This window comes from Bacillus capparidis (genome assembly GCF_017832095.1).
Classification (GTDB): Bacteria; Bacillota; Bacilli; order Bacillales; family Bacillaceae; genus Bacillus; species Bacillus gobiensis.
This window is the reverse complement of the sequence record NZ_JAFDST010000006.1, coordinates 227,825-245,314: the sequence shown is the minus strand read 5'-3', so window position 1 is coordinate 245,314 and position 17,490 is coordinate 227,825. Positions and strand designations below refer to the sequence as shown.

Annotated in this window: 19 protein-coding genes; 8 read left to right on the top strand and 11 right to left on the bottom strand. The window is 41.0% G+C overall.

The window, feature by feature from the left end; all coding sequences use genetic code 11:
- Positions 1-240: 240 nt before the first annotated feature.
- The 4 genes from hemY to JOC74_RS20510 all read right to left on the bottom strand — a co-directional run bounded on the left by hemY (position 241) and on the right by JOC74_RS20510 (position 5,942).
- Entirely contained in the window at positions 241-1,656 is a 1,416-nt protein-coding gene (gene hemY, locus JOC74_RS20525; RefSeq protein WP_211086303.1) for a protoporphyrinogen oxidase, read from the bottom strand.
- Between the two features lie 14 nt (positions 1,657-1,670).
- On the bottom strand, positions 1,671-2,609 hold the full coding sequence (hemH, locus tag JOC74_RS20520) for a ferrochelatase (RefSeq protein ID WP_053602368.1): 939 nt from the start codon (positions 2,607-2,609) through the stop codon (positions 1,671-1,673).
- 19 nt (positions 2,610-2,628) lie between these two features.
- A complete protein-coding gene (gene hemE / locus JOC74_RS20515; protein ID WP_053602367.1) occupies positions 2,629-3,675 on the bottom strand; it encodes a uroporphyrinogen decarboxylase in 1,047 nt (348 codons plus the stop codon).
- 113 nt (positions 3,676-3,788) lie between these two features.
- Entirely contained in the window at positions 3,789-5,942 is a 2,154-nt protein-coding gene (locus tag JOC74_RS20510; protein WP_211086302.1) for a transglycosylase domain-containing protein, read from the bottom strand.
- A 173-nt stretch (positions 5,943-6,115) separates the two neighbouring features.
- Here JOC74_RS20510 and JOC74_RS20505 point away from each other — a divergent pair, with 173 nt between their 5' ends.
- Both JOC74_RS20505 and JOC74_RS20500 read left to right on the top strand, forming a co-directional pair.
- Positions 6,116-6,613 carry an antibiotic biosynthesis monooxygenase family protein gene (locus JOC74_RS20505; protein WP_053602365.1) on the top strand — a complete coding sequence of 166 codons (498 nt, stop codon included), beginning with the start codon at positions 6,116-6,118 and terminating at the stop codon, positions 6,611-6,613.
- Between the two features lie 111 nt (positions 6,614-6,724).
- A complete protein-coding gene (locus tag JOC74_RS20500) occupies positions 6,725-8,104 on the top strand; it encodes a hypothetical protein (protein WP_098945180.1) in 1,380 nt (459 codons plus the stop codon).
- Between the two features lie 34 nt (positions 8,105-8,138).
- Here the strand turns inward: JOC74_RS20500 and JOC74_RS20495 are convergent, their stop codons facing one another.
- The 3 genes from JOC74_RS20495 to JOC74_RS20485 form a co-directional block, all read right to left on the bottom strand.
- Complete coding sequence (locus JOC74_RS20495) at positions 8,139-8,834, bottom strand: EcsC family protein (RefSeq protein ID WP_053602363.1); 696 nt, start codon at positions 8,832-8,834, stop codon at positions 8,139-8,141.
- A 61-nt stretch (positions 8,835-8,895) separates the two neighbouring features.
- Positions 8,896-10,116: an ABC transporter permease gene (locus JOC74_RS20490; protein WP_053602362.1), complete on the bottom strand. Its 1,221-nt coding sequence runs from the start codon at positions 10,114-10,116 to the stop codon at positions 8,896-8,898.
- Positions 10,109-10,849, bottom strand: coding sequence for an ABC transporter ATP-binding protein (locus tag JOC74_RS20485; protein WP_053602361.1), 741 nt, complete (start codon positions 10,847-10,849; stop codon positions 10,109-10,111). The genes JOC74_RS20490 and JOC74_RS20485 overlap by 8 nt, the downstream gene beginning before the upstream one ends.
- A gap of 485 nt (positions 10,850-11,334) precedes the next feature.
- Here JOC74_RS20485 and JOC74_RS20480 point away from each other — a divergent pair, with 485 nt between their 5' ends.
- The 3 genes from JOC74_RS20480 to JOC74_RS20470 all read left to right on the top strand — a co-directional run bounded on the left by JOC74_RS20480 (position 11,335) and on the right by JOC74_RS20470 (position 13,726).
- Positions 11,335-11,757 (top strand): HIT family protein, encoded by a 423-nt coding sequence (locus JOC74_RS20480; protein WP_053602359.1) that lies wholly within the window; start codon positions 11,335-11,337, stop codon positions 11,755-11,757.
- A gap of 253 nt (positions 11,758-12,010) precedes the next feature.
- Positions 12,011-13,090: a 3-phosphoserine/phosphohydroxythreonine transaminase gene (serC, locus tag JOC74_RS20475; protein ID WP_053602358.1), complete on the top strand. Its 1,080-nt coding sequence runs from the start codon at positions 12,011-12,013 to the stop codon at positions 13,088-13,090.
- Between the two features lie 111 nt (positions 13,091-13,201).
- A complete protein-coding gene (locus JOC74_RS20470; RefSeq protein WP_053602357.1) occupies positions 13,202-13,726 on the top strand; it encodes a tryptophan transporter in 525 nt (174 codons plus the stop codon).
- A gap of 38 nt (positions 13,727-13,764) precedes the next feature.
- Here the strand turns inward: JOC74_RS20470 and yhzF are convergent, their stop codons facing one another.
- Positions 13,765-13,944, bottom strand: a complete 180-nt coding sequence (yhzF, locus tag JOC74_RS20465) for a membrane protein YhzF (RefSeq protein WP_053602356.1) — start codon at positions 13,942-13,944, stop codon at positions 13,765-13,767.
- A gap of 161 nt (positions 13,945-14,105) precedes the next feature.
- Between yhzF and JOC74_RS20460 the strand changes: the two genes are divergently transcribed.
- Positions 14,106-14,462, top strand: coding sequence for a YtxH domain-containing protein (locus tag JOC74_RS20460; protein WP_053602355.1), 357 nt, complete (start codon positions 14,106-14,108; stop codon positions 14,460-14,462).
- A gap of 190 nt (positions 14,463-14,652) precedes the next feature.
- Complete coding sequence (locus JOC74_RS20455) at positions 14,653-15,258, top strand: HTH-type transcriptional regulator Hpr (RefSeq protein WP_053602354.1); 606 nt, start codon at positions 14,653-14,655, stop codon at positions 15,256-15,258.
- On the opposite strand, the gene JOC74_RS20450 is transcribed toward JOC74_RS20455, so the two are convergent.
- On the bottom strand, positions 15,255-15,587 hold the full coding sequence (locus JOC74_RS20450) for a DUF1878 family protein (protein ID WP_053602353.1): 333 nt from the start codon (positions 15,585-15,587) through the stop codon (positions 15,255-15,257). The two genes, JOC74_RS20455 and JOC74_RS20450, sit on opposite strands and share 4 nt — an antisense overlap.
- A gap of 501 nt (positions 15,588-16,088) precedes the next feature.
- Positions 16,089-16,175, bottom strand: a complete 87-nt coding sequence (locus JOC74_RS20445; RefSeq protein WP_082363666.1) for a YjcZ family sporulation protein — start codon at positions 16,173-16,175, stop codon at positions 16,089-16,091.
- A 155-nt stretch (positions 16,176-16,330) separates the two neighbouring features.
- Here JOC74_RS20445 and JOC74_RS20440 point away from each other — a divergent pair, with 155 nt between their 5' ends.
- Positions 16,331-17,206 (top strand): peptidylprolyl isomerase, encoded by an 876-nt coding sequence (locus JOC74_RS20440; protein ID WP_053602351.1) that lies wholly within the window; start codon positions 16,331-16,333, stop codon positions 17,204-17,206.
- A 72-nt stretch (positions 17,207-17,278) separates the two neighbouring features.
- On the opposite strand, the gene JOC74_RS20435 is transcribed toward JOC74_RS20440, so the two are convergent.
- On the bottom strand, positions 17,279-17,464 hold the full coding sequence (locus JOC74_RS20435; protein ID WP_053602350.1) for a sporulation YhaL family protein: 186 nt from the start codon (positions 17,462-17,464) through the stop codon (positions 17,279-17,281).
- Between the last annotated feature and the right edge of the window lie 26 nt (positions 17,465-17,490).

Below are 17,490 nucleotides of genomic sequence, written 5' to 3'. Positions count from 1 at the left end.
AGCCAAAGAAATGTCCTTCATCCGGGTGCTGAAGGACAAAATGCCACAAGATAGCCAAAGAAATGTCCTTCATCCGGGTGCTGAAGGACAAAATGACGCAAGATAGCCCAAGAAATGTCCTTCATCTGCGTTGTGAAGGACAAAATGACGCAGGAAGGCCAAAGAATTGTCCTTCATCCGGGTGCTGAAGACAAATAGACGCAAGAGAACCCTCACAAATAATAAAAAAAGCAAACCTTATCAGTTCGCTTTTGTTAAATATTCGATTATTTCGTTCACCGCTAGATTGCCCTGATCAATACAGTCGGGAATGCCAACCCCGTCAAATGATGCTCCCGCCAGGAAAATCCCTGGAAAAGAACGTGAGAATGTGTCGCGTATTTCTTTCATTTTTTGTTTATGGCCTACATTATACTGAGGCATGCTTTCATTCCAACGCGTAACAGAAACCATTTCCGGATCACCGGAAATTTTCATAATGCGTTTTAAATCATCGAGCACAATGCGGACGATTTCACTGTCTGATTGCTCAACAATCGATTCGTCACCTGCTTTGCCTACGTAAGCACGAAGAAGGGTTTTTCCTTTTGGCGCGGTGTGCGGCCATTTTTTGTTGGTCCATGTACAAGCAGTTATGGCAAAGTCACTGTTCCGGGAGATGACAAAACCGGTTCCTTCGTGCTCCATCTCAACCGCACTATCCGGAAATCCGAGCGCCACGTTGGCGACCGAAGTGGAGGTCATTGATTTTAAATAATCGAGCTCTTCCTTATGCCCAAACAGGGAAGAAATTGATTTATGCGGAGAAGCAACAATCGCCGCGTCAGCTAATATTTGCTGGCCATTATCCAGCTCAATGAGATATTTCCCTTGCTGCCGCTCAATTTGTACAGCTCTTGTTCCTTTATAGATTTTTGTAGATTCAAGCCTGTTTTCAATTGCCTCAACCATCGTATGAAGACCGGTATTAATTGTTTGGAACATGCCGTCCTTCTTTTTCGCCGGCTTAGGCCCGACCGGCTGTCTTCCTTTTTTCATTCCTAAAATTAAGCTGCGGTGCTTCTGCTCTATTTGATAAAATTGTGGAAACGTTGACATAAGACTGAGCTTATCGATATCTCCGGCATATATCCCGGAAAGAAGCGGTTCAATCAGGTTTTCGACGACTTCATCTCCAACACGGCGCCTGAAAAATTCACCCAGTGACCGGTCTCCCTTCGCTTCGCTTGCCGGTAAAATCAGATCCAGTGAAGCCCTTGCTTTTCCGAAGACCGAAAAAAGCCCTGTCTTAATAAATGGCGAAAGCTTCGTCGGAATGCCCATGACGGCACCTTCTGGTATTGGATGAAGCTTTTCATCGACTAATACATAGGACTGACCTGTGGCATTGTTAACCAAATTTTCTCCAAGGCCAAGTTGCTCCGCCAATTCAGTCGCACTTTTTTTTCTTTCTAAAAATGAATCCGGCCCTCTTTCAATTACGTAGCCGTCTTTATGGATGGTTTGAATTTTCCCTCCGAGTCTCGGGCTTGCTTCTATTAACGTACAGTCAATAGGCAGGGCTTTTTCCTTCATTTCTTTTTCCAAATAAAATGCTGCTGACAGGCCGGTTATTCCACCGCCAATAATTACTATTTTTTTTCGATTTGCGCTCATATCAATCGCCTTCTTTAAAATATATCTCGTTCACTTACGCGCAAAACTGCATCTGCAAGTGCATCAATAAATTCGGGACGGGCGTTAGGCATTTGTGGCCGGTAATACGCAGCACCTAATTCGTCTGTCACAGCCTTGCATTCATAATCGTTATCGTATAATACTTCAAGATGATCTGCGACAAAGCCTACCGGCGCATAGACAAACGTACGATAGCCATCGTTAAATAGGTCTCTCGTCAGATCCTGGACATCCGGACCGAGCCAAGGATCAGGCGTATTCCCCTCGCTTTGCCAGCCAATCGTATAGTCAGAAATCCCTGCACCTTTTGCGATTAAATCTGCTGAATGCTTCAACTGATCTTCATAAGGATCTCCAGAAGCTCTGATTTTTTCCGGCAGACTGTGCGCAGAAACGATAAGCACCGCTGCATTTCTTTCAATCGGAGTCATCTGCTCATATGTCTGTTTGATTTGCTCGATCCAGTAAGAAAGAAATTTGGGTTCATCATACCAGCTGTCGATCGAGGTGATTTTTAAATTGCCGAGTTTTTCAGCCTGATTGTTTGCCCGGGAATTGTATGACTTCACGCTAAATGTCGAATAATGCGGGGCAAGTACGATGCTGACTGCTTCTTCAATCCCATCCGCGTGCATAGCGGTAACTGCGTCCTCAATAAAGGGTGAAATATGTTTTAAGCCGATGTACACCTTAAACTCGACCTCGTCTTGTAACTCATTCAGCCGCTGCTCAAGACTTTCCGCTTGTTCTTTCGTTATTTTTGCAAGCGGAGAGATACCTCCGATTGCTTCATACCGATTCTTTAAATCTTGCAGCATAGATGGCTCCGGAGGTCTCCCTCGGCGAATATGTGTATAATAAGGTTCAATATCTTCATCTTTATATGGCGTGCCGTAGGCCATTACCAATAGGCCCAATTTCTTTTTATCCAATTTTCACACCTCGAAAAAGTTAAGATTGCTTCTGATTTGTTGAATAGGTATGAATAAATGATGTCAATTTCTTAAGTGTTTCTGGAAGAATTTCAGGGAAAATGCCGTGGCCAAGATTAAAAATATATTTGTCCGACTCCATTCCCTGGTCAAGAATCTGCTTCGTCTTTTCTTCAATTACGTCCCAAGGAGCCAGCAATACAGTGGGGTCCAAATTGCCTTGGAGCGCCTTTGTGATGCCTTTTTTTCTCGCTTGTTCGATTTGGATTCTCCAGTCCAACCCGATAACATCCAAAGGTAGATCGTCCCATTCGCCGGTGAGATGGCCAGCTCCTACACCGTACATAATCATCGGTACATTTTCTTCTTTTAACGATGAGAAAATGTCATTCATGATTGGTTTTACGTGTTTCTTGTAATCTTCTACATTCAGCGCACCTACCCAAGAGTCGAATATCTGCACCGCTTTTGCGCCTGCATGGATTTGAGCCTTGAGATATGTCACTGTCATTTGTCCAAGCTTTTTCATAAGAAGCTCCCAGGCTTTAGGATCACTGTGCATTAACGCTTTTGTTTTGTTGTAATTTTTTGAAGGTCCGCCCTCAATTAAATAGCTCGCTACAGTAAACGGCCCGCCTGAAAATCCGATCAACGGTACATTGAGCTGTTCCCTAGTTAAAAGCTTTATCGTATCAAGCACATACGGGATATCATTTTCCGGTTCAAGCTCACCAATTTTTTCAATATCTCGCACGCTTCGAAGAGGTGAGTCAATAACCGGACCGATTCCGTTTTTAATTTCCACGTTAACTCCTATTGCCGGTATAGGGGTCATAATATCTTTGTAAAGGATTGCTGCGTCAACATCATATTGTTCAACAGGAAGCCTTGTTACATAAGCACATAATTCGGGCTGGTGTGTAATTTCAAACAAGCCGTACTTTTCTTTTAAAGCCCGATATTCCGGCTGGGATCGGCCCGCCTGTCTCATAAACCAAACAGGGACCGTATCCGTTTTGTCTCCGCGGCAGGCTTTTAAAAACCTGTCATTAAAAACACTCGTCATGAATTGTCCACCTTTCAAGAGTCACCAAAACGTTCATTTCTCCTAGTCCAATATAACGCTTTTTTTGTACGGGGTACACTAATTCGATTTAACGTTCAAAAAATTGCCGTATTCTAGGACTGTATTTGTGAAGTGAACAACTTTGGCTTTACGTATCCAGGCCCTTTTCCTTCCTCATTTGTTTGGCTGTTATAAGGGACGACTCTGTAAGATGTATCTGAAAACACATTACTGAACGAAATCGTAAAGCTGTTTTCTCCCTTTACTGATTCGAGCAGTGTCTCGTTTCCATCCTTTTTTTCATAAATTCGATAAATAACCCGATCGTCCTCCTGATTGTTCCATTTCAGCGTGACAGTGAAAAAACCGAGAGCCTTGAAGGAATAATCTGCAGTTACCTTCTCAACTGCCGCGAGACGGATCGGCCGGTCAAGCTCTTTTACATCATCAGGCTTTTGAAAGGTTAGATTTTTGCCTTCTCCTGCTTTTGTCAAAATATCCTTGAAAAGCTTAGTCGGATACTGACTCCCCCCTTTTAAATAATGCTCTTTATCCGTTTTGTCATATCCCATCCATATCGCGCCAGTTACATTTGGATTGAATCCTGCAAACCACGCATCCTTCGTAGCCCCTTTCACCTCTGTATAAGAGGTCGAGCCGGTTTTCCCGGCAAGGTCTCCGTCGTAGCTTCCGTTTTTCGCTGTGCCGGTCAAGACGGTTTCCTGCAGCATTCGTGTCATATTCCAAGCAGTTTGCTTGCTGTAAACATTTTGCTGTTTGCTTTTATGAGTAATGATTTCTTCCCCGTCTTGGTCGGTTATATTCTGGATAAAATAGGGTTCTTCGTACGATCCGTCATGGGCAAAGGTACGATAAGCACCAGCCATTTGCAAAGGAGAAACACCGGTTTCAAGTCCGCCCAGTGCGACGGCAAGGCCCTTGTCAGGAATATTGATATTCACTTTTTCCAAATAAGGCTGAATCGTTTCTGTCCCGAGTCGGTTAAGCGTCCAGACAGCAGGCGCATTTTTACTGAAAACAATCGCGTCGACCATCGAAACCTTTCCTTTGTATTGACCATCATAATTTCGCGGAGTATAGCCACCGTAGGATTGCTTGCTGTCATCAAGAAGTGAATACGGTTGAAACACCTTTTCCTCCATTGCAGGTCCGAATACAGCGATTGGCTTAAAGGCGGATCCAGGCTGCCGATTAGAGATTACCCGATTATATCCTCTCGGGGCATATTCCCTGCCTCCGATCGCCGCTGCGACTCCACCGGAATTATTATCGATAAACACAGCACTTCCTTCTGCCTTCTTATCAGTTCCGGGAAAATAGCCTTCTTCTTTCATAAGCTCATATGCGGACTGTTGGAGCCTGGCATCCATAGGCACACGTATCGTATAGCCGCCTTGATAAAGCTGCTCCGCAGATATACTGTATTTGCTTTCCGCTTCTTTAACGACCAGGTCGATATAACTGTCCAGCCACGGCTTTTCCGAGCTCTTTTGTACATGAAGTCCAAGTGTATTCCCTTGTGCCTGCAATGCAGCTTTTGCCGTCAAAAATCCCTGGTCATGCATAAGAGAAATGACTGTATTTCTTCTTTCTAGATTTTTATCGGGATGAAGGATCGGCGAATAATTGGACGGGGCCTTCGGAATTGATGCAAGTACAGCTCCTTCACTGACGGTTAAGTCTTTGACATCTTTACTATAATAATAATTGGCTGCTGCCTGAATCCCGTACACACCATGTCCAAAATAGAGCTGGTTCATGTACATTTCAAGCAGCTTCTCCTTTGTGTAACGTTTTTCAAGGTTTAGTGCAATAATAACTTCCTTTGTTTTTCGCAAAAAGGTTTTATCATTTGATAAAAAAATATTTTTCGCCAGCTGCTGGGTGATGGTACTACCGCCTTCCACTTTCCCTCCGGCGATCATATCCCTGTACAGCGCCCTGGATATCGACTTCACGTCAATCCCCGGATGTTCATAAAACCTTTGATCCTCTACGGCTATAAATGCATTTGCCACATGATCAGGGATGTCATCGAATGAAACAGGATCTCGATTTTCAACGAATAGTTCGTCCACTTGTTCGCCGTGATTGTCGACAATTTTCGTTGAAGCATTCATGACCAATTTTTTTTCATCAATGACGTAATTTCCAAGAAGTAAGATGATAAGATAAACAACGAGTGCAAGAACGAAGGTTAAAACCCCAATTAATAGCGGAAGATAGATGTATTTTTTTAATGTCAATGGCGTCACCCCTTTTTCCTTTTGTCCTCATATACTGGTAGTATGGGAAGTTTTTCTATAATTATCCCGCAAGCACGGGCTGAAAGAATTTAAGTTTTTCTGTATATACTAGCATATCGACAGTTAGAGGCCCCTCGTTCTTTTGTTATACTATTAAGCAGGAGTTGATAAAAATGTTTTTTTATGTCACTTACGGCACTCTTGATTATTTGCAAAAATTCTCACATAATCATACAAATGAAAAGTTGCATATCATGCACGGTGAAGATCAGGCGATTCTTTTTTATGAATCGGACAACAAATCTTTGTTTCAGTCCCCTCATAAATATGAAGTTATTGATCGAGCGGGAGAATTGCGTGCGTGCGAGTATGCTGCTTTTAATCACATTCCCGTTTCACCGGAAAGCAGGCCTCTTTTTGAAAACCGATTTAAAAACCGCTCCGGAAATATCGAATCTGAGCCTGGTTTCATAGCGCTTCGATTATTACGGCCGATCAAAAGTGACACGTATTTAATCGTAACGTTATGGGAATCAGAACACGAATTTACTTCATGGAAAAATTCAAGTTCCTTTGAACAAGCACATTCCGATTCTTCACCAAAAGAAAAGAAGCATCAATCGATATTTTTGCGCCCTCCTTATGTCGCTTCCTACTATGCGGTAGAATAACGTTAGCCTCCTTATCATGAGGAGGGGCATTCTTTTTTAGAAAACCGATTCTCACACTCTGTTTGCGGATGCATAATCTGTAAAAAATGAAAGCCCAAATGGAGTGATATCATGATAGAGCTGACGTTTGTCCACTATCTTTTTCTTAGTTTCATTGCGGCTATTATTCTTTTCATGGTGTTTCGCAAAGATACGACTTTCATCTCACTTCTTGGCATTTTTTTCATCGCCCTTGCAGCAACACACTCTTTCACTTCCTCTATCAGTACCATATTTAATAGTCTGATTTATGCAACGACAGAGCTATTGCCGACAATTTTCATTATTTGTTTTATCGTTTCGTTGAGCTCCCTGCTGACGAACACCGGCATTAACGAAATGATGGTTTACCCATTCACAAGAATAATCAAAGGACCGATTATGGCATATTGGGTCATTGGTGCACTTATGTTCATTATTTCTTCCTTTTTTTGGCCTTCTCCAGCAGTGGCTTTAATCGGAGCTGTTTTATTGCCAGTCGCAATAAAGGCAGGGCTTCCGCCGATTTCTGTTGCCATGGCCATGAACCTATTCGGCCACGGATTTGCCTTATCCGGGGATTTTGTCATCCAGGCCGCGCCAAAGCTGACGGCTGATGCGGCTGGAATTCCAGTGCAGGATGTACTGTCAGCAAGCATTCCTCTCGTTATCATTATGGGAGTGGTTACGACTTTTACAGCGTTTTTAATGATCGTACGAAGCAGAAAAAATGAATTAGTAACAGGTGAGCTTTATGGGTTTGAGAAATCAAACGAAGACTTTCTGCTGGCTAAAAAGTGGCGGATTGTTCTCGCCTCAATCATACCAATTGTATTTATTTCGGATATTATTTTCATGATACTGCTTGATCTGCAGGGCGGTGAAGCTACGGCTTTAATCGGCGGAACAAGTATTATCATCCTTCTTCTTATCCATTTCGTTACCTATAAGCATAAGAACCTTGAAAAAATTACCGGATATTTTATTCATGGCTTTCAATTTGGATTTAAGGTGTTCGGTCCCGTCATTCCGATTGCTGCCTTCTTTTACTTAGGAGACTCTGCTTTTGAAACGCTGATCCCGGACACCTTGCCGGACGAATCAACAGGCATTGTCAATGATTTGGGGATTGCGCTTGCCCATGTCGTCCCTCTTACTGGCGAAATCGCAGCGGTTACTCTAACTGTTGCAGGTGCAGTTACCGGGCTTGACGGCTCGGGCTTTTCAGGAATTTCACTGGCCGGATCGATTGCAAAGCTTTTTTCAAGCGCAGTAGGTGCCGATCCTGCGGTCTTAACAGCACTTGGCCAAATAGCGGCTATTTGGGTTGGCGGGGGAACGATAATTCCTTGGGCACTGATTCCGGCCGCTGCAATTTGCCGGGTGGATCCGTTTTTGCTTGCCAGAAAAAATATGATTCCCGTACTCGTCGGCTTAGTCGTAACAACTATTGCAGCAATTTTCTTGCTTTAACAAAGAAGCGGGCCTTACATATAAGACCCGCCTCCTATTTAAGTAGTCTTAAATGAAACACATGCCTGGCTGCTTCGCCAAGCTGCCCCACCAATTTATAGTTCGCTACTCCTCCGACGACCGCTCCTATCCCGGGCACAAGCTGAAATAGTTTGACCAAGTCTATATAATCCCTGTATTCCTGCTGAAATTTTCGCCAATCAATTTCATCCTTTTTCGTTTCCCATTCTTCTAGCGTTTGAAAAATGTTTTTTCTATGCTCATTACTGGAAAAAGCAAGCTGAAAAATATAGAGTAAAAATACCCGTTCTTCTTTCTTTTTTACATCGAATCCATAAATGGACGAAAGCTCGAACAAGCACTTCATTTTAATGCTCAATAATAACGGAAAATCAGCCAATCCTATTAGGAATCCTCCAGCCCCTGTGCCGGCTCCTTCGACAGCAGCCGCCTTTTGGTAACCGAGGATCGTTTGTTTGGCAAGCTTATCTTTCTCTCTTAGTGATAATCCGCCCGTGCTTTTTTTAAATGTTGTAAGGTTGCTGCCTACAAGCGTTGTTTCAACCATTTTTTTAATGCTTTCTGTTACAAACGTATGGACTTTTTCAGGAATACGCTCATTTACCTTATTCTGAATGCCTTTGGACATCCTTTCTATTTTTGAAGATTTTCTCAGAAAACGGAGCTTCCACTCATTCGCTTCGTCTAAGTAAAGCTCGCGATCATTCATGATCCTGCACCTCATTTTATGATTTACATACTAATACGTCTTCCTCGCGAAAAAAGTTTCATTATCCGTTCATTTTTTTCAATCGGCGGCTGAAATAAGGCGGAAGAATCCCAAAAATGAGAAGAAGTGAAGCAACCATCCCCGCTAACGAACCCGCCCATTGCATTTTGAATAAAGATATGAGCACAAGGAGTGCCGCCTGGATGATTAGGATCGACTTTAACAAAGTAAAAAAACTGCTGGCTTTTCTTTCTTTCTTCACTGGATATAACTCAGGAAGACTCAATTGAGAAAAATGCCCATATAACGGAGTCAGCTGAATTCCAGTCAGGAAAACGGCAAACGCAATAAGGCCAGCCGTAATCCATTGATTCGCAGAAAAATACAGAATAATCAGAGCTGAGATAACGGTCAGCCGAATGGCTAAGCCAAAATAATCATTGGATCTTATAAATGCTCGTGCATACATGTATTGAAACGTCTTATTTTGCTCATAAGGAATCAGCTTCAACATCCAGTCCATATATTTTCTTCGTTTCGCCTGCTTGCGCAAATGAGGAACGTCAGTAAACAAATTTGCAATTCTGTAAAAGCGCTGCTTCCTTTGAATTTCATTGGCAATATGCCGTTCCCATTTGAAAGATTTTTTCTTTGCTCGGGCGGTAAACCAAATGAGTACTGCAGCCATGATGACATAAACGATTATCGAATAAACGTATAAAGAGCGCAGAACGACATAGACTCCGGCAAAATTGATGGCAAATCGGCCTATTTTATCAAGTATGATCATGGTACTGTCGTTAAAATACGTAACCCGCCATTCCACGGCAAGATTCCACCACTTATAGATAAGCAGCTGGACAAGCAGAAACAAAAGAAACGAAAAAGGCTTCCCGCTCACTTTTATATACAAAGGAATAAAAATGATCGATACAGCAACGAGGAAAAAAAGCTGAGAAACAAAGCTGTACCGGAATGCATTTTTTAAATAAGGCTCCATTTTTGCTTCTATCGGCAGCAAAAAGACAAAATCAGGCTCCTTTAAAAACGTCCGAACATAGGAGCTCGAGAGAATCAGCGCGAGCAAAAGCGCCATCACCAAGTAGGACGGGAAATTTTCAGGCATCGTTTTCAGCCAGCCGCTGTACCAGGTAGCGCCTCCCGCAAACAAAAAAATCAATACGATCATCAGGTGATCGTTCAGCATGTATTTTAAATAGGAGCGGCTTTCTTTAATATGGTCTTCCAGCCTTGATTGCCAGATACTTCTAATGCTATTCATAAATTTCTTCCTTTGTCAGCTCTATATAAATGTCGTCGAGTGAAGCATCCTTCATCTCAAACTGGGCCCTCAGCTCTTGAAGCGTTCCAAGCGCACGTACTTGTCCATTATGTAAAATAATAAATGAATCGCAGTACCTTTCAGCTGTCGCGAGAATGTGGGTCGACATAAGGACGCTTGCTCCGCTATGTTTTGCGGCGTTCATTCGTTCAAGCAGTGCGTTGATCGCTAAAGGATCCAAGCCTAAAAAAGGCTCGTCAATGATGTACAGGTCAGGCTCAACGAGAAAGGCGCACATAATCATGACCTTCTGCTTCATCCCTTTGGAAAAGTGAGCCGGAAACCATTTTAACCGTTTTTCCATACGAAATTCTTTTAACAGCGGCGGCAGCCTTTTCTTTAAGGTTTCCTCCGATAAGCCATATGCCATCGCCGTAAGCTCTAAATGCTCTTTTAGGGTCAGCTCATCATATAATACCGGGGTTTCCGGGATAAAGGTAAAGTGTGATCGATAGCTTTCTGCATCGTCTGCAAATGTTTTGCCATTCAGCTTGATTGTTCCTTTTTGAGGCTCCATCAAACCGATAATATGGCGGATGGTCGTGCTTTTTCCCGCTCCGTTTAAACCAATCAATCCAACTATTTGCTTTGGTTCCAGAGTGAAAGAAACATCTCTTAGTACAGGATTTCGGGTATATCCTCCTGTAAGTTCATGAACAGTTAAAAGAGACATCTTTTCATTCCTTTCTCATTTTTTCTTAAATCGTAACAAACTTATGATGGAATTGCGACTTTTTACCAACATAAAAGTGCTAATATCTTATTTATTTCAGGGCATCATAAGGTTTGTAGAAGGATAAAGATTTAAAATCCACTGAACAAACGAGGTGTTTGTCAAAGACAACGTTTCTTTTTATCAGTTGGACAAAAAGGTATACACTCATTGTCCTTTGCTCGAAATTTTCTTCATTCACTAAATTGATTTCAATGCTTTGGCATAATTCAAATGAGGTGTTTGTCGCAGAAAATGATCAAGCATCACAGAATCCTGAAAATGGATTTCTAAAACAGGCGATATCGGTTTATCCTTTATTTTAAATAGTTTTTCCTTCTATATTCAGGGTGAACGCTTGTCCGTTCATCCTGTTTTTCTGTTTACCCTTGTTTTATGGTAAGATAATGACAATACATATAAAAAATGCTTTTAGGAGGATCATGATGTCAGACTGTATTTTTTGTAAAATCGTGTCCGGTGACATACCAAGTGCCAAGGTATTTGAAAATGACCATGTCGTCGCCTTCCTTGATATCAGCCAAGTAACCAAAGGCCACACGCTCGTTATCCCGAAGGCCCATAAAGAAAACATCTATGAAATGACACCGGAAATTTCTAAAAATTATTTCGAAGCGATCCCGAAAATTGCATCAGCGATTAAAAAAGAGTTTGAACCGATCGGCCTGAATATTTTAAATAATAACGGCGAGAAAGCCGGTCAGTCTGTCTTTCATTTCCACATGCATATTATTCCCCGCTACGGAAAAGGCGACGGATTCGGAGCTGTATGGAAAACTCATGCTAATGAATACTCAAGCGGACAGCTTCAGGAAATCGCCTCCGCTATTCATAAGCAGCTCGCTTAACCTCCATTTCAGATGGAGGTTTTTTTTGAACCATTTGGAGAGTTATCCAGTTTAAGTTTGACTTTATTCGGACCACTTCGAACTTATTCCAGCCACTTTGCCATCCCCTATTTATGAATTCTTGAGACTGCGTTGCGAAGCATCGATATAAGGAACATATTTTTCCGATACATAAAATTCAGAAATTATGGTAGGATGAGTGTATATTTTCTGCCAAACTTACAACTACTTAAAGAAACAGGAGCGATTCATTATGGAACGTACGACGAATTTTAATGCCGGGCCGGCAGCTCTTCCTTTTGAAGCATTGGTAAAGGCCCAAAAAGAACTTCTTGATTTTAATCAGACCGGGATGTCCGTCATGGAGCTATCTCACCGCAGCCCTGAGTATGATGCTGTCCATGAAAAAGCTATCAGTTTATTAAAAGACCTTTTGCAAATTCCCGAAGACTATGAAGTTCTATTTCTTCAAGGCGGTGCAAGCCTTCAATTTGCCATGATACCATTGAATTTTTTGCCGCAGGATCAAGCCGCCCAATTTCTTATGACAGGCTCATGGTCAGAGAAGGCGCTTGCTGAAGCAAAAGTATACGGAAATACCATCGAGGCTGCGTCAAGCGCAGATGAAAAATACAAGTACATTCCTGATGTATCCAATCTGACTTTTAATGAAGGGGCTTATCTCCACCTTACCTCAAACAACACGATTTTCGGTACACAGTGGAAGGAGTTTCCTCAAGCACAAATCCCTTTAATTGCGGATATGTCCAGTGACATTTTAAGCCGCAAATTTGATGTCGGAAACTTTGATTTAATTTATGCCGGAGCTCAGAAAAATTTAGGGCCATCAGGACTGACTGTCGTCATACTTAAAAAGGACATGCTGGAAAAAGAAAATCCTCAGGCACCTAAAATTTTAAAATATTCGACTCACGCGAAAGCAAATTCCTTATACAATACGCCGCCTACGTTTGCGATTTACTTGCTGTCCCTTGTGCTTGAATGGATGAAGGAGCAAGGCGGCCTAGAAGGTATTGAAAAAAGAAACAATGAAAAAGCTGCAGTCCTTTATGATTGCATCGATTCCAGCAAAGGTTTTTACACCGGCTATGCAAGAAATGACAGCCGTTCGAATATGAACGTAACATTTAATCTTTCAAATGATGAGCTAACGAAAAAATTCATCCAGCAAGCAAAAGAAAATAGAATGTCAGGTTTAGGCGGACATCGTTCTGTAGGAGGCTGCCGCGCTTCAATCTATAACGCCGTATCCTTACAGGATTGTGAAAAACTGGCTGATTTCATGAATAAATTCCAGAAGGAAAATGAATAAAATCCTTCTCAAATCAAGTAATGATTTGTTATACTACTAAAAACTCCTGCGGTAAATGACCAGCATATTATCGGGGAGGCATAGTTTAGAAGAGAAGAGGAGAGTATAAAAATGAAAACAATAGAATTAATTATTATGGCTTTATTTATCGGGATTGGTGCAGCATTGCACGTCGTTGTCCCGCCAATATTCGGTATGAAACCGGATATGATGCTAGTTATGATGTTTATGGGAATTCTTTTATTTCCTAAAATACAAAACGTCATCGTGATCGGGTTGGTCACTGGATTTATTTCAGGGTTAACTACGCTGTTTCCCGCCGGATTTATCCCAAATGTCATTGATAAATCAGTTACAGCCTTGGTGTTTTTCGCGATGCTCATGATGGTTAAGAAATATAAAGACAATAAAATCACTGCACCTGTCTTAACTTCTGTTGGTACGCTCGTTTCAGGAACAGTTTTTTTGACTTCGGCTTTGCTGATCGTCGGACTTCCCGGCAATGCTGGATTTATAGGATTCTTTGTTGCGGTTGTGCTGCCGGCAATCTTGATTAATACCGTTGCAGCCGTCATCGTATATCCAATCGTGCTATCGATCATCAAACGGTCCAGAAGCATTCAATCTGCGAAATAACGTACAGCCTCTTCATTTTATGTGAAGAGGCTTTTTTATTAGAGCAACCTTAATAAAAGGATAAGTAACAGTGCAATGCATAGTCCTGTTGCGCACATGGTGGCTTTTTGCCTTAACACATGCTTAGGCGGATAGGATGCTTGTGCTCCAAGCAGGTGCAAATAGCGCAGGGATCCAGCAAAGCAAACAATACCTATAATTGATAAAATGAGAATCATAGCTAGTTCCTCCAATGAGGTTATATCAGCACCGTTCCTTAAAATTAACCTCTTTCATTCCGATAAAATATTAACATTTAAGTTCTTCTATAAAAGTATGCTAAAATAAAGCAAGCTATGATCAGATTTTCTGTTCAAATCTTTAGTGTGGAGTGATCGAAATGGCAAATAATCGTTCTCTTTTAGCAGGTCTTGTCGTAGGGGGGATTGTTGGCGGTGCTGCAGTATTGTTTTCAGCTCCGACATCCGGAAAAGAGCTGCGCGGGCAATTAAAATCAAACTGCGGGAAACTCGAAGAAACAGTGCAAAAGCTAAAAAACGATGGATCTTCATTAACCGAACAAATTGTTACAACAGCTAAGGAAGGTATTGAAGTGGTTAAGGAAGTAAGCGGTGAACTTCAAAATTCAATTAAAACTTGGCGTGAAGAAATAAAACCTCATCAACAGGATTTACAAAAAGAATTGGCTGAAATCGAAGAGAAAATTAAACAGCTGGAGAAAAACTTACAAAAGTAATATATTTAAAAATATTTTTTTCAAGGAAAAAAAGCACATATTTTGAAATATGTGCTTTTTTTAATATAAAAAACTTTGTGTAACCGCTATTTCTCTTACTTTTTAAAAATTTCGTTAATTTAGATCTTTATTAATCTTTATTTTATTGGCATAATAGAAATTACAAGAAAAAGAGAGCAGGTGAAGATTAGTGAATAAGTTGGATCAAGATTACTCTATTAAAGAGGCACTTTTATTTAGCCAAAAAATGGCCCAGCTTAGCAAAGCACTCTGGAAATCGATTGAAAAGGATTGGCAGCAATGGATTAAACCATTCGAGCTCAATATCAATGAACATCATATTCTCTGGATTGCTTATCAGCTAAAGGGTGCTTCCATTTCAGAAATCGCAAAATTCGGAGTAATGCATGTATCCACAGCGTTTAACTTTTCAAAAAAGCTGGAAGAAAGAGGATATCTGCAATTTTCTAAAAAAAATAATGACAAGCGGAATACGTATATCCAGCTGACAGAAAAAGGCGAAGAAGTTTTCTTAAAGCTGCTGGAAGAATACGACCCATCACATAACGCAGTTTTCAAAGGTGCACAGCCGCTGCAACAGCTTTATGGAAAGTTCCCCGAAATTATTGAAATGATGTGTATCATTCGTAATATTTACGGGGACGACTTTATGGAGATCTTTGAGACATCCTTCAGCAATATCGAAACAGAATTTACGACAGATTCAGGAAAATTGAAAAAGAAAAAAGTTGAAGAAACACCGGACTTTGAAGAAACTCTCGAGCCGATTAACTAATCAAATTTTTTTATGATGGAAATGAATTCATCCATGAGTGACACAAATAACCCTTGATCTCGCAGGGCATAGATTGTCTCATGAACATTTAACTTTTCATTTAACTGTCCTGCAAAAAGCGCAAGGAGCTTTTCAAAGCTCATATAGCCTTGCGTTTTTTGTATGTCCAAGTCCTGTTCCAGTTCCGAGCAGACTCTTTTAATCTCCAATACTTCTTCTTCTGAGAGCCCCGTCCTTATCACAAGTGCATGAAAAGGATGCTTGCTCATGTCAGCGTTTTCCATAAGCAATGTGATGTAATATTCTAATCGTGAAATCCTTTCCTCCATAAAACCATCCCATTTAACTAAGAGTATTAGTTCTATTTTAGCTTATCTTAGCCAAAGTGGAAAGCAGCCGCTTCACTAAGTGTCCAATTTCGTCTGAAAAATACAGCTTTATTTAGTCTATTTTCTATCTTTTTTAATAAATATTTGATAATGTAGTATGGAGAAGAAAAGAGAGGGGGATCTCCCATAATCATTTTCTATTTCATGGTTTTTTCTGTATTTATTCTATACTATATAAATAAGCTCACCAATGCGTTGTGCCTGGTCAGAGAGATTCCTGAAGACCGCCAGGACAAGGTATTTAGATGGATTAACGTGCTTATTTTAATATTGCTGATCTCTTCCTTTGTGGAGATTTCTCTTGCTTTAAATTAAACTAAAAACAACAGAAAATGAAAAAAGAGCAGCAGAACGAATCCAAACGTTCTCTGCTCTTTTTTTCGTTTTTATGCATATCCATGAAGCAAAAAAACGCCGCCCTATGAAAAGGGCGGCCGTTTTTTAGCACAAGTATGCTGCACCAACGATAATCAACAAAATAAAAAGCACCACGATTAATGCAAATCCGCTTGAATATCCTCCACTCATAATATAGCCTCCTTTTTTTGTTCAATATATTTGTATGATGGGTAAAAATAATTGACTAGACGGATATCACTATTACAAATCTTTTTCTCAAGTGTCACAATATGTTATGATACAATACGTAGGCAAATACGTATGATTAGGAGTGTTTGAATTAAATGAAAAAGATTACAGCTGCGGCAATTACCGCAACTAGCTTGCTAGTCCTTAGCGCATGCAACAGCGGCGATTCTGAAGTTATTGCACAGTCAGATGCCGGAAATGTGACAAAAGATGAATTTTACTCGAATCTAAAAAGTGCAGCAGGATCACAGATCCTCACTATGATGGTTCAAGAAAAAGTACTGGATGAAAAATATGATGTAACTGATGAAGAAATAGATGCGAAATTAGAAGAGTACCGCAAGGGACAAATGGGTGCCCAGATTGAACAAATGATCCAGCAGCAAGGGGAAGACTATGTCAAGCAGCAAGTCAAATTCGAGCTGCTGACAACAAAAGCTGCTGAAGATCAAGCAAAAGTAACGGATGACGAAGTAAAAAAATATTATGACAGCCTGGAAGGACAAATCCGCGCCAGCCATATTTTAGTTACGGATGAGAACAAAGCTAAAGAAGTTGAGAAAAAACTAAAAGACGGCGAAAAATTTGAAGATTTAGCGAAGGAATACTCAACAGACGGCACTGCTCAACAAGGCGGAGACTTGGGCTTTTTCGCAAAAGATGGACAAATGGTTAAAGAATTCAGCGACGCCGCTTATAAATTAAAAGTCGGTGAAGTAAGCGCGCCTGTTAAAACACAATACGGCTATCATATCATCAAAAAGACAGCAGAACGCGGCAAGTATGAGGATATGAAGAAAGAGCTTACGGAAGATGTTAAAAAGCAAAAGACAGCTGACCAGGCAACTGTTCAGGGAATCGTCGATAAAATGGTTCAAGATGCCAAGGTTGATGTAAAGGACAAGGATTTAAAAGAAACATTTAACAAAGATGCTGCTCCACAGGCACCGCAGGCACCACAGGGATCATAATAAATCAGTGAGTTAGTACAGAATAAAAAGCGTTGGCCTCTTTTGATAGGCCAACGCTTTTTATGTATATCTTTAATCTTTTTTCAATTCGATTCTGCGCTCTTTTTCTTTTTTGATTCGTTCCATAAAGATTTGCCCTTCTTTTTCAATAAAGGATTGATCAATCTGTTCCTCTTCCTTAGTTGTCGTAATGACCTTGTAAAGGCAGAAAATAATCCCAATAATGCATAAGTACACCCACCAAGGCAATAGTAGCAAGGTTCTCCCTCCCAGCTATATATCGT

What these genes read in the sequence shown, in the direction of transcription:
- hemY (WP_211086303.1), bottom strand. Translation starts at nt 1,656, where the DNA reads ATGAGCGCAAATCGAAAAAAAATAGTAATTATTGGCGGTGGAATAACC.
- hemE (WP_053602367.1), bottom strand. Translation starts at nt 3,675, where the DNA reads ATGACGAGTGTTTTTAATGACAGGTTTTTAAAAGCCTGCCGCGGAGAC.
- JOC74_RS20505 (WP_053602365.1), top strand. Translation starts at nt 6,116, where the DNA reads ATGTTTTTTTATGTCACTTACGGCACTCTTGATTATTTGCAAAAATTC.
- JOC74_RS20500 (WP_098945180.1), top strand. Translation starts at nt 6,725, where the DNA reads ATGATAGAGCTGACGTTTGTCCACTATCTTTTTCTTAGTTTCATTGCG.
- JOC74_RS20495 (WP_053602363.1), bottom strand. Translation starts at nt 8,834, where the DNA reads ATGAATGATCGCGAGCTTTACTTAGACGAAGCGAATGAGTGGAAGCTC.
- JOC74_RS20490 (WP_053602362.1), bottom strand. Translation starts at nt 10,116, where the DNA reads ATGAATAGCATTAGAAGTATCTGGCAATCAAGGCTGGAAGACCATATT.
- JOC74_RS20485 (WP_053602361.1), bottom strand. Translation starts at nt 10,849, where the DNA reads ATGTCTCTTTTAACTGTTCATGAACTTACAGGAGGATATACCCGAAAT.
- JOC74_RS20480 (WP_053602359.1), top strand. Translation starts at nt 11,335, where the DNA reads ATGTCAGACTGTATTTTTTGTAAAATCGTGTCCGGTGACATACCAAGT.
- serC (WP_053602358.1), top strand. Translation starts at nt 12,011, where the DNA reads ATGGAACGTACGACGAATTTTAATGCCGGGCCGGCAGCTCTTCCTTTT.
- JOC74_RS20470 (WP_053602357.1), top strand. Translation starts at nt 13,202, where the DNA reads ATGAAAACAATAGAATTAATTATTATGGCTTTATTTATCGGGATTGGT.
- yhzF (WP_053602356.1), bottom strand. Translation starts at nt 13,944, where the DNA reads ATGATTCTCATTTTATCAATTATAGGTATTGTTTGCTTTGCTGGATCC.
- JOC74_RS20460 (WP_053602355.1), top strand. Translation starts at nt 14,106, where the DNA reads ATGGCAAATAATCGTTCTCTTTTAGCAGGTCTTGTCGTAGGGGGGATT.
- JOC74_RS20450 (WP_053602353.1), bottom strand. Translation starts at nt 15,587, where the DNA reads ATGGAGGAAAGGATTTCACGATTAGAATATTACATCACATTGCTTATG.
- JOC74_RS20445 (WP_082363666.1), bottom strand. Translation starts at nt 16,175, where the DNA reads ATGAGTGGAGGATATTCAAGCGGATTTGCATTAATCGTGGTGCTTTTT.
- JOC74_RS20440 (WP_053602351.1), top strand. Translation starts at nt 16,331, where the DNA reads ATGAAAAAGATTACAGCTGCGGCAATTACCGCAACTAGCTTGCTAGTC.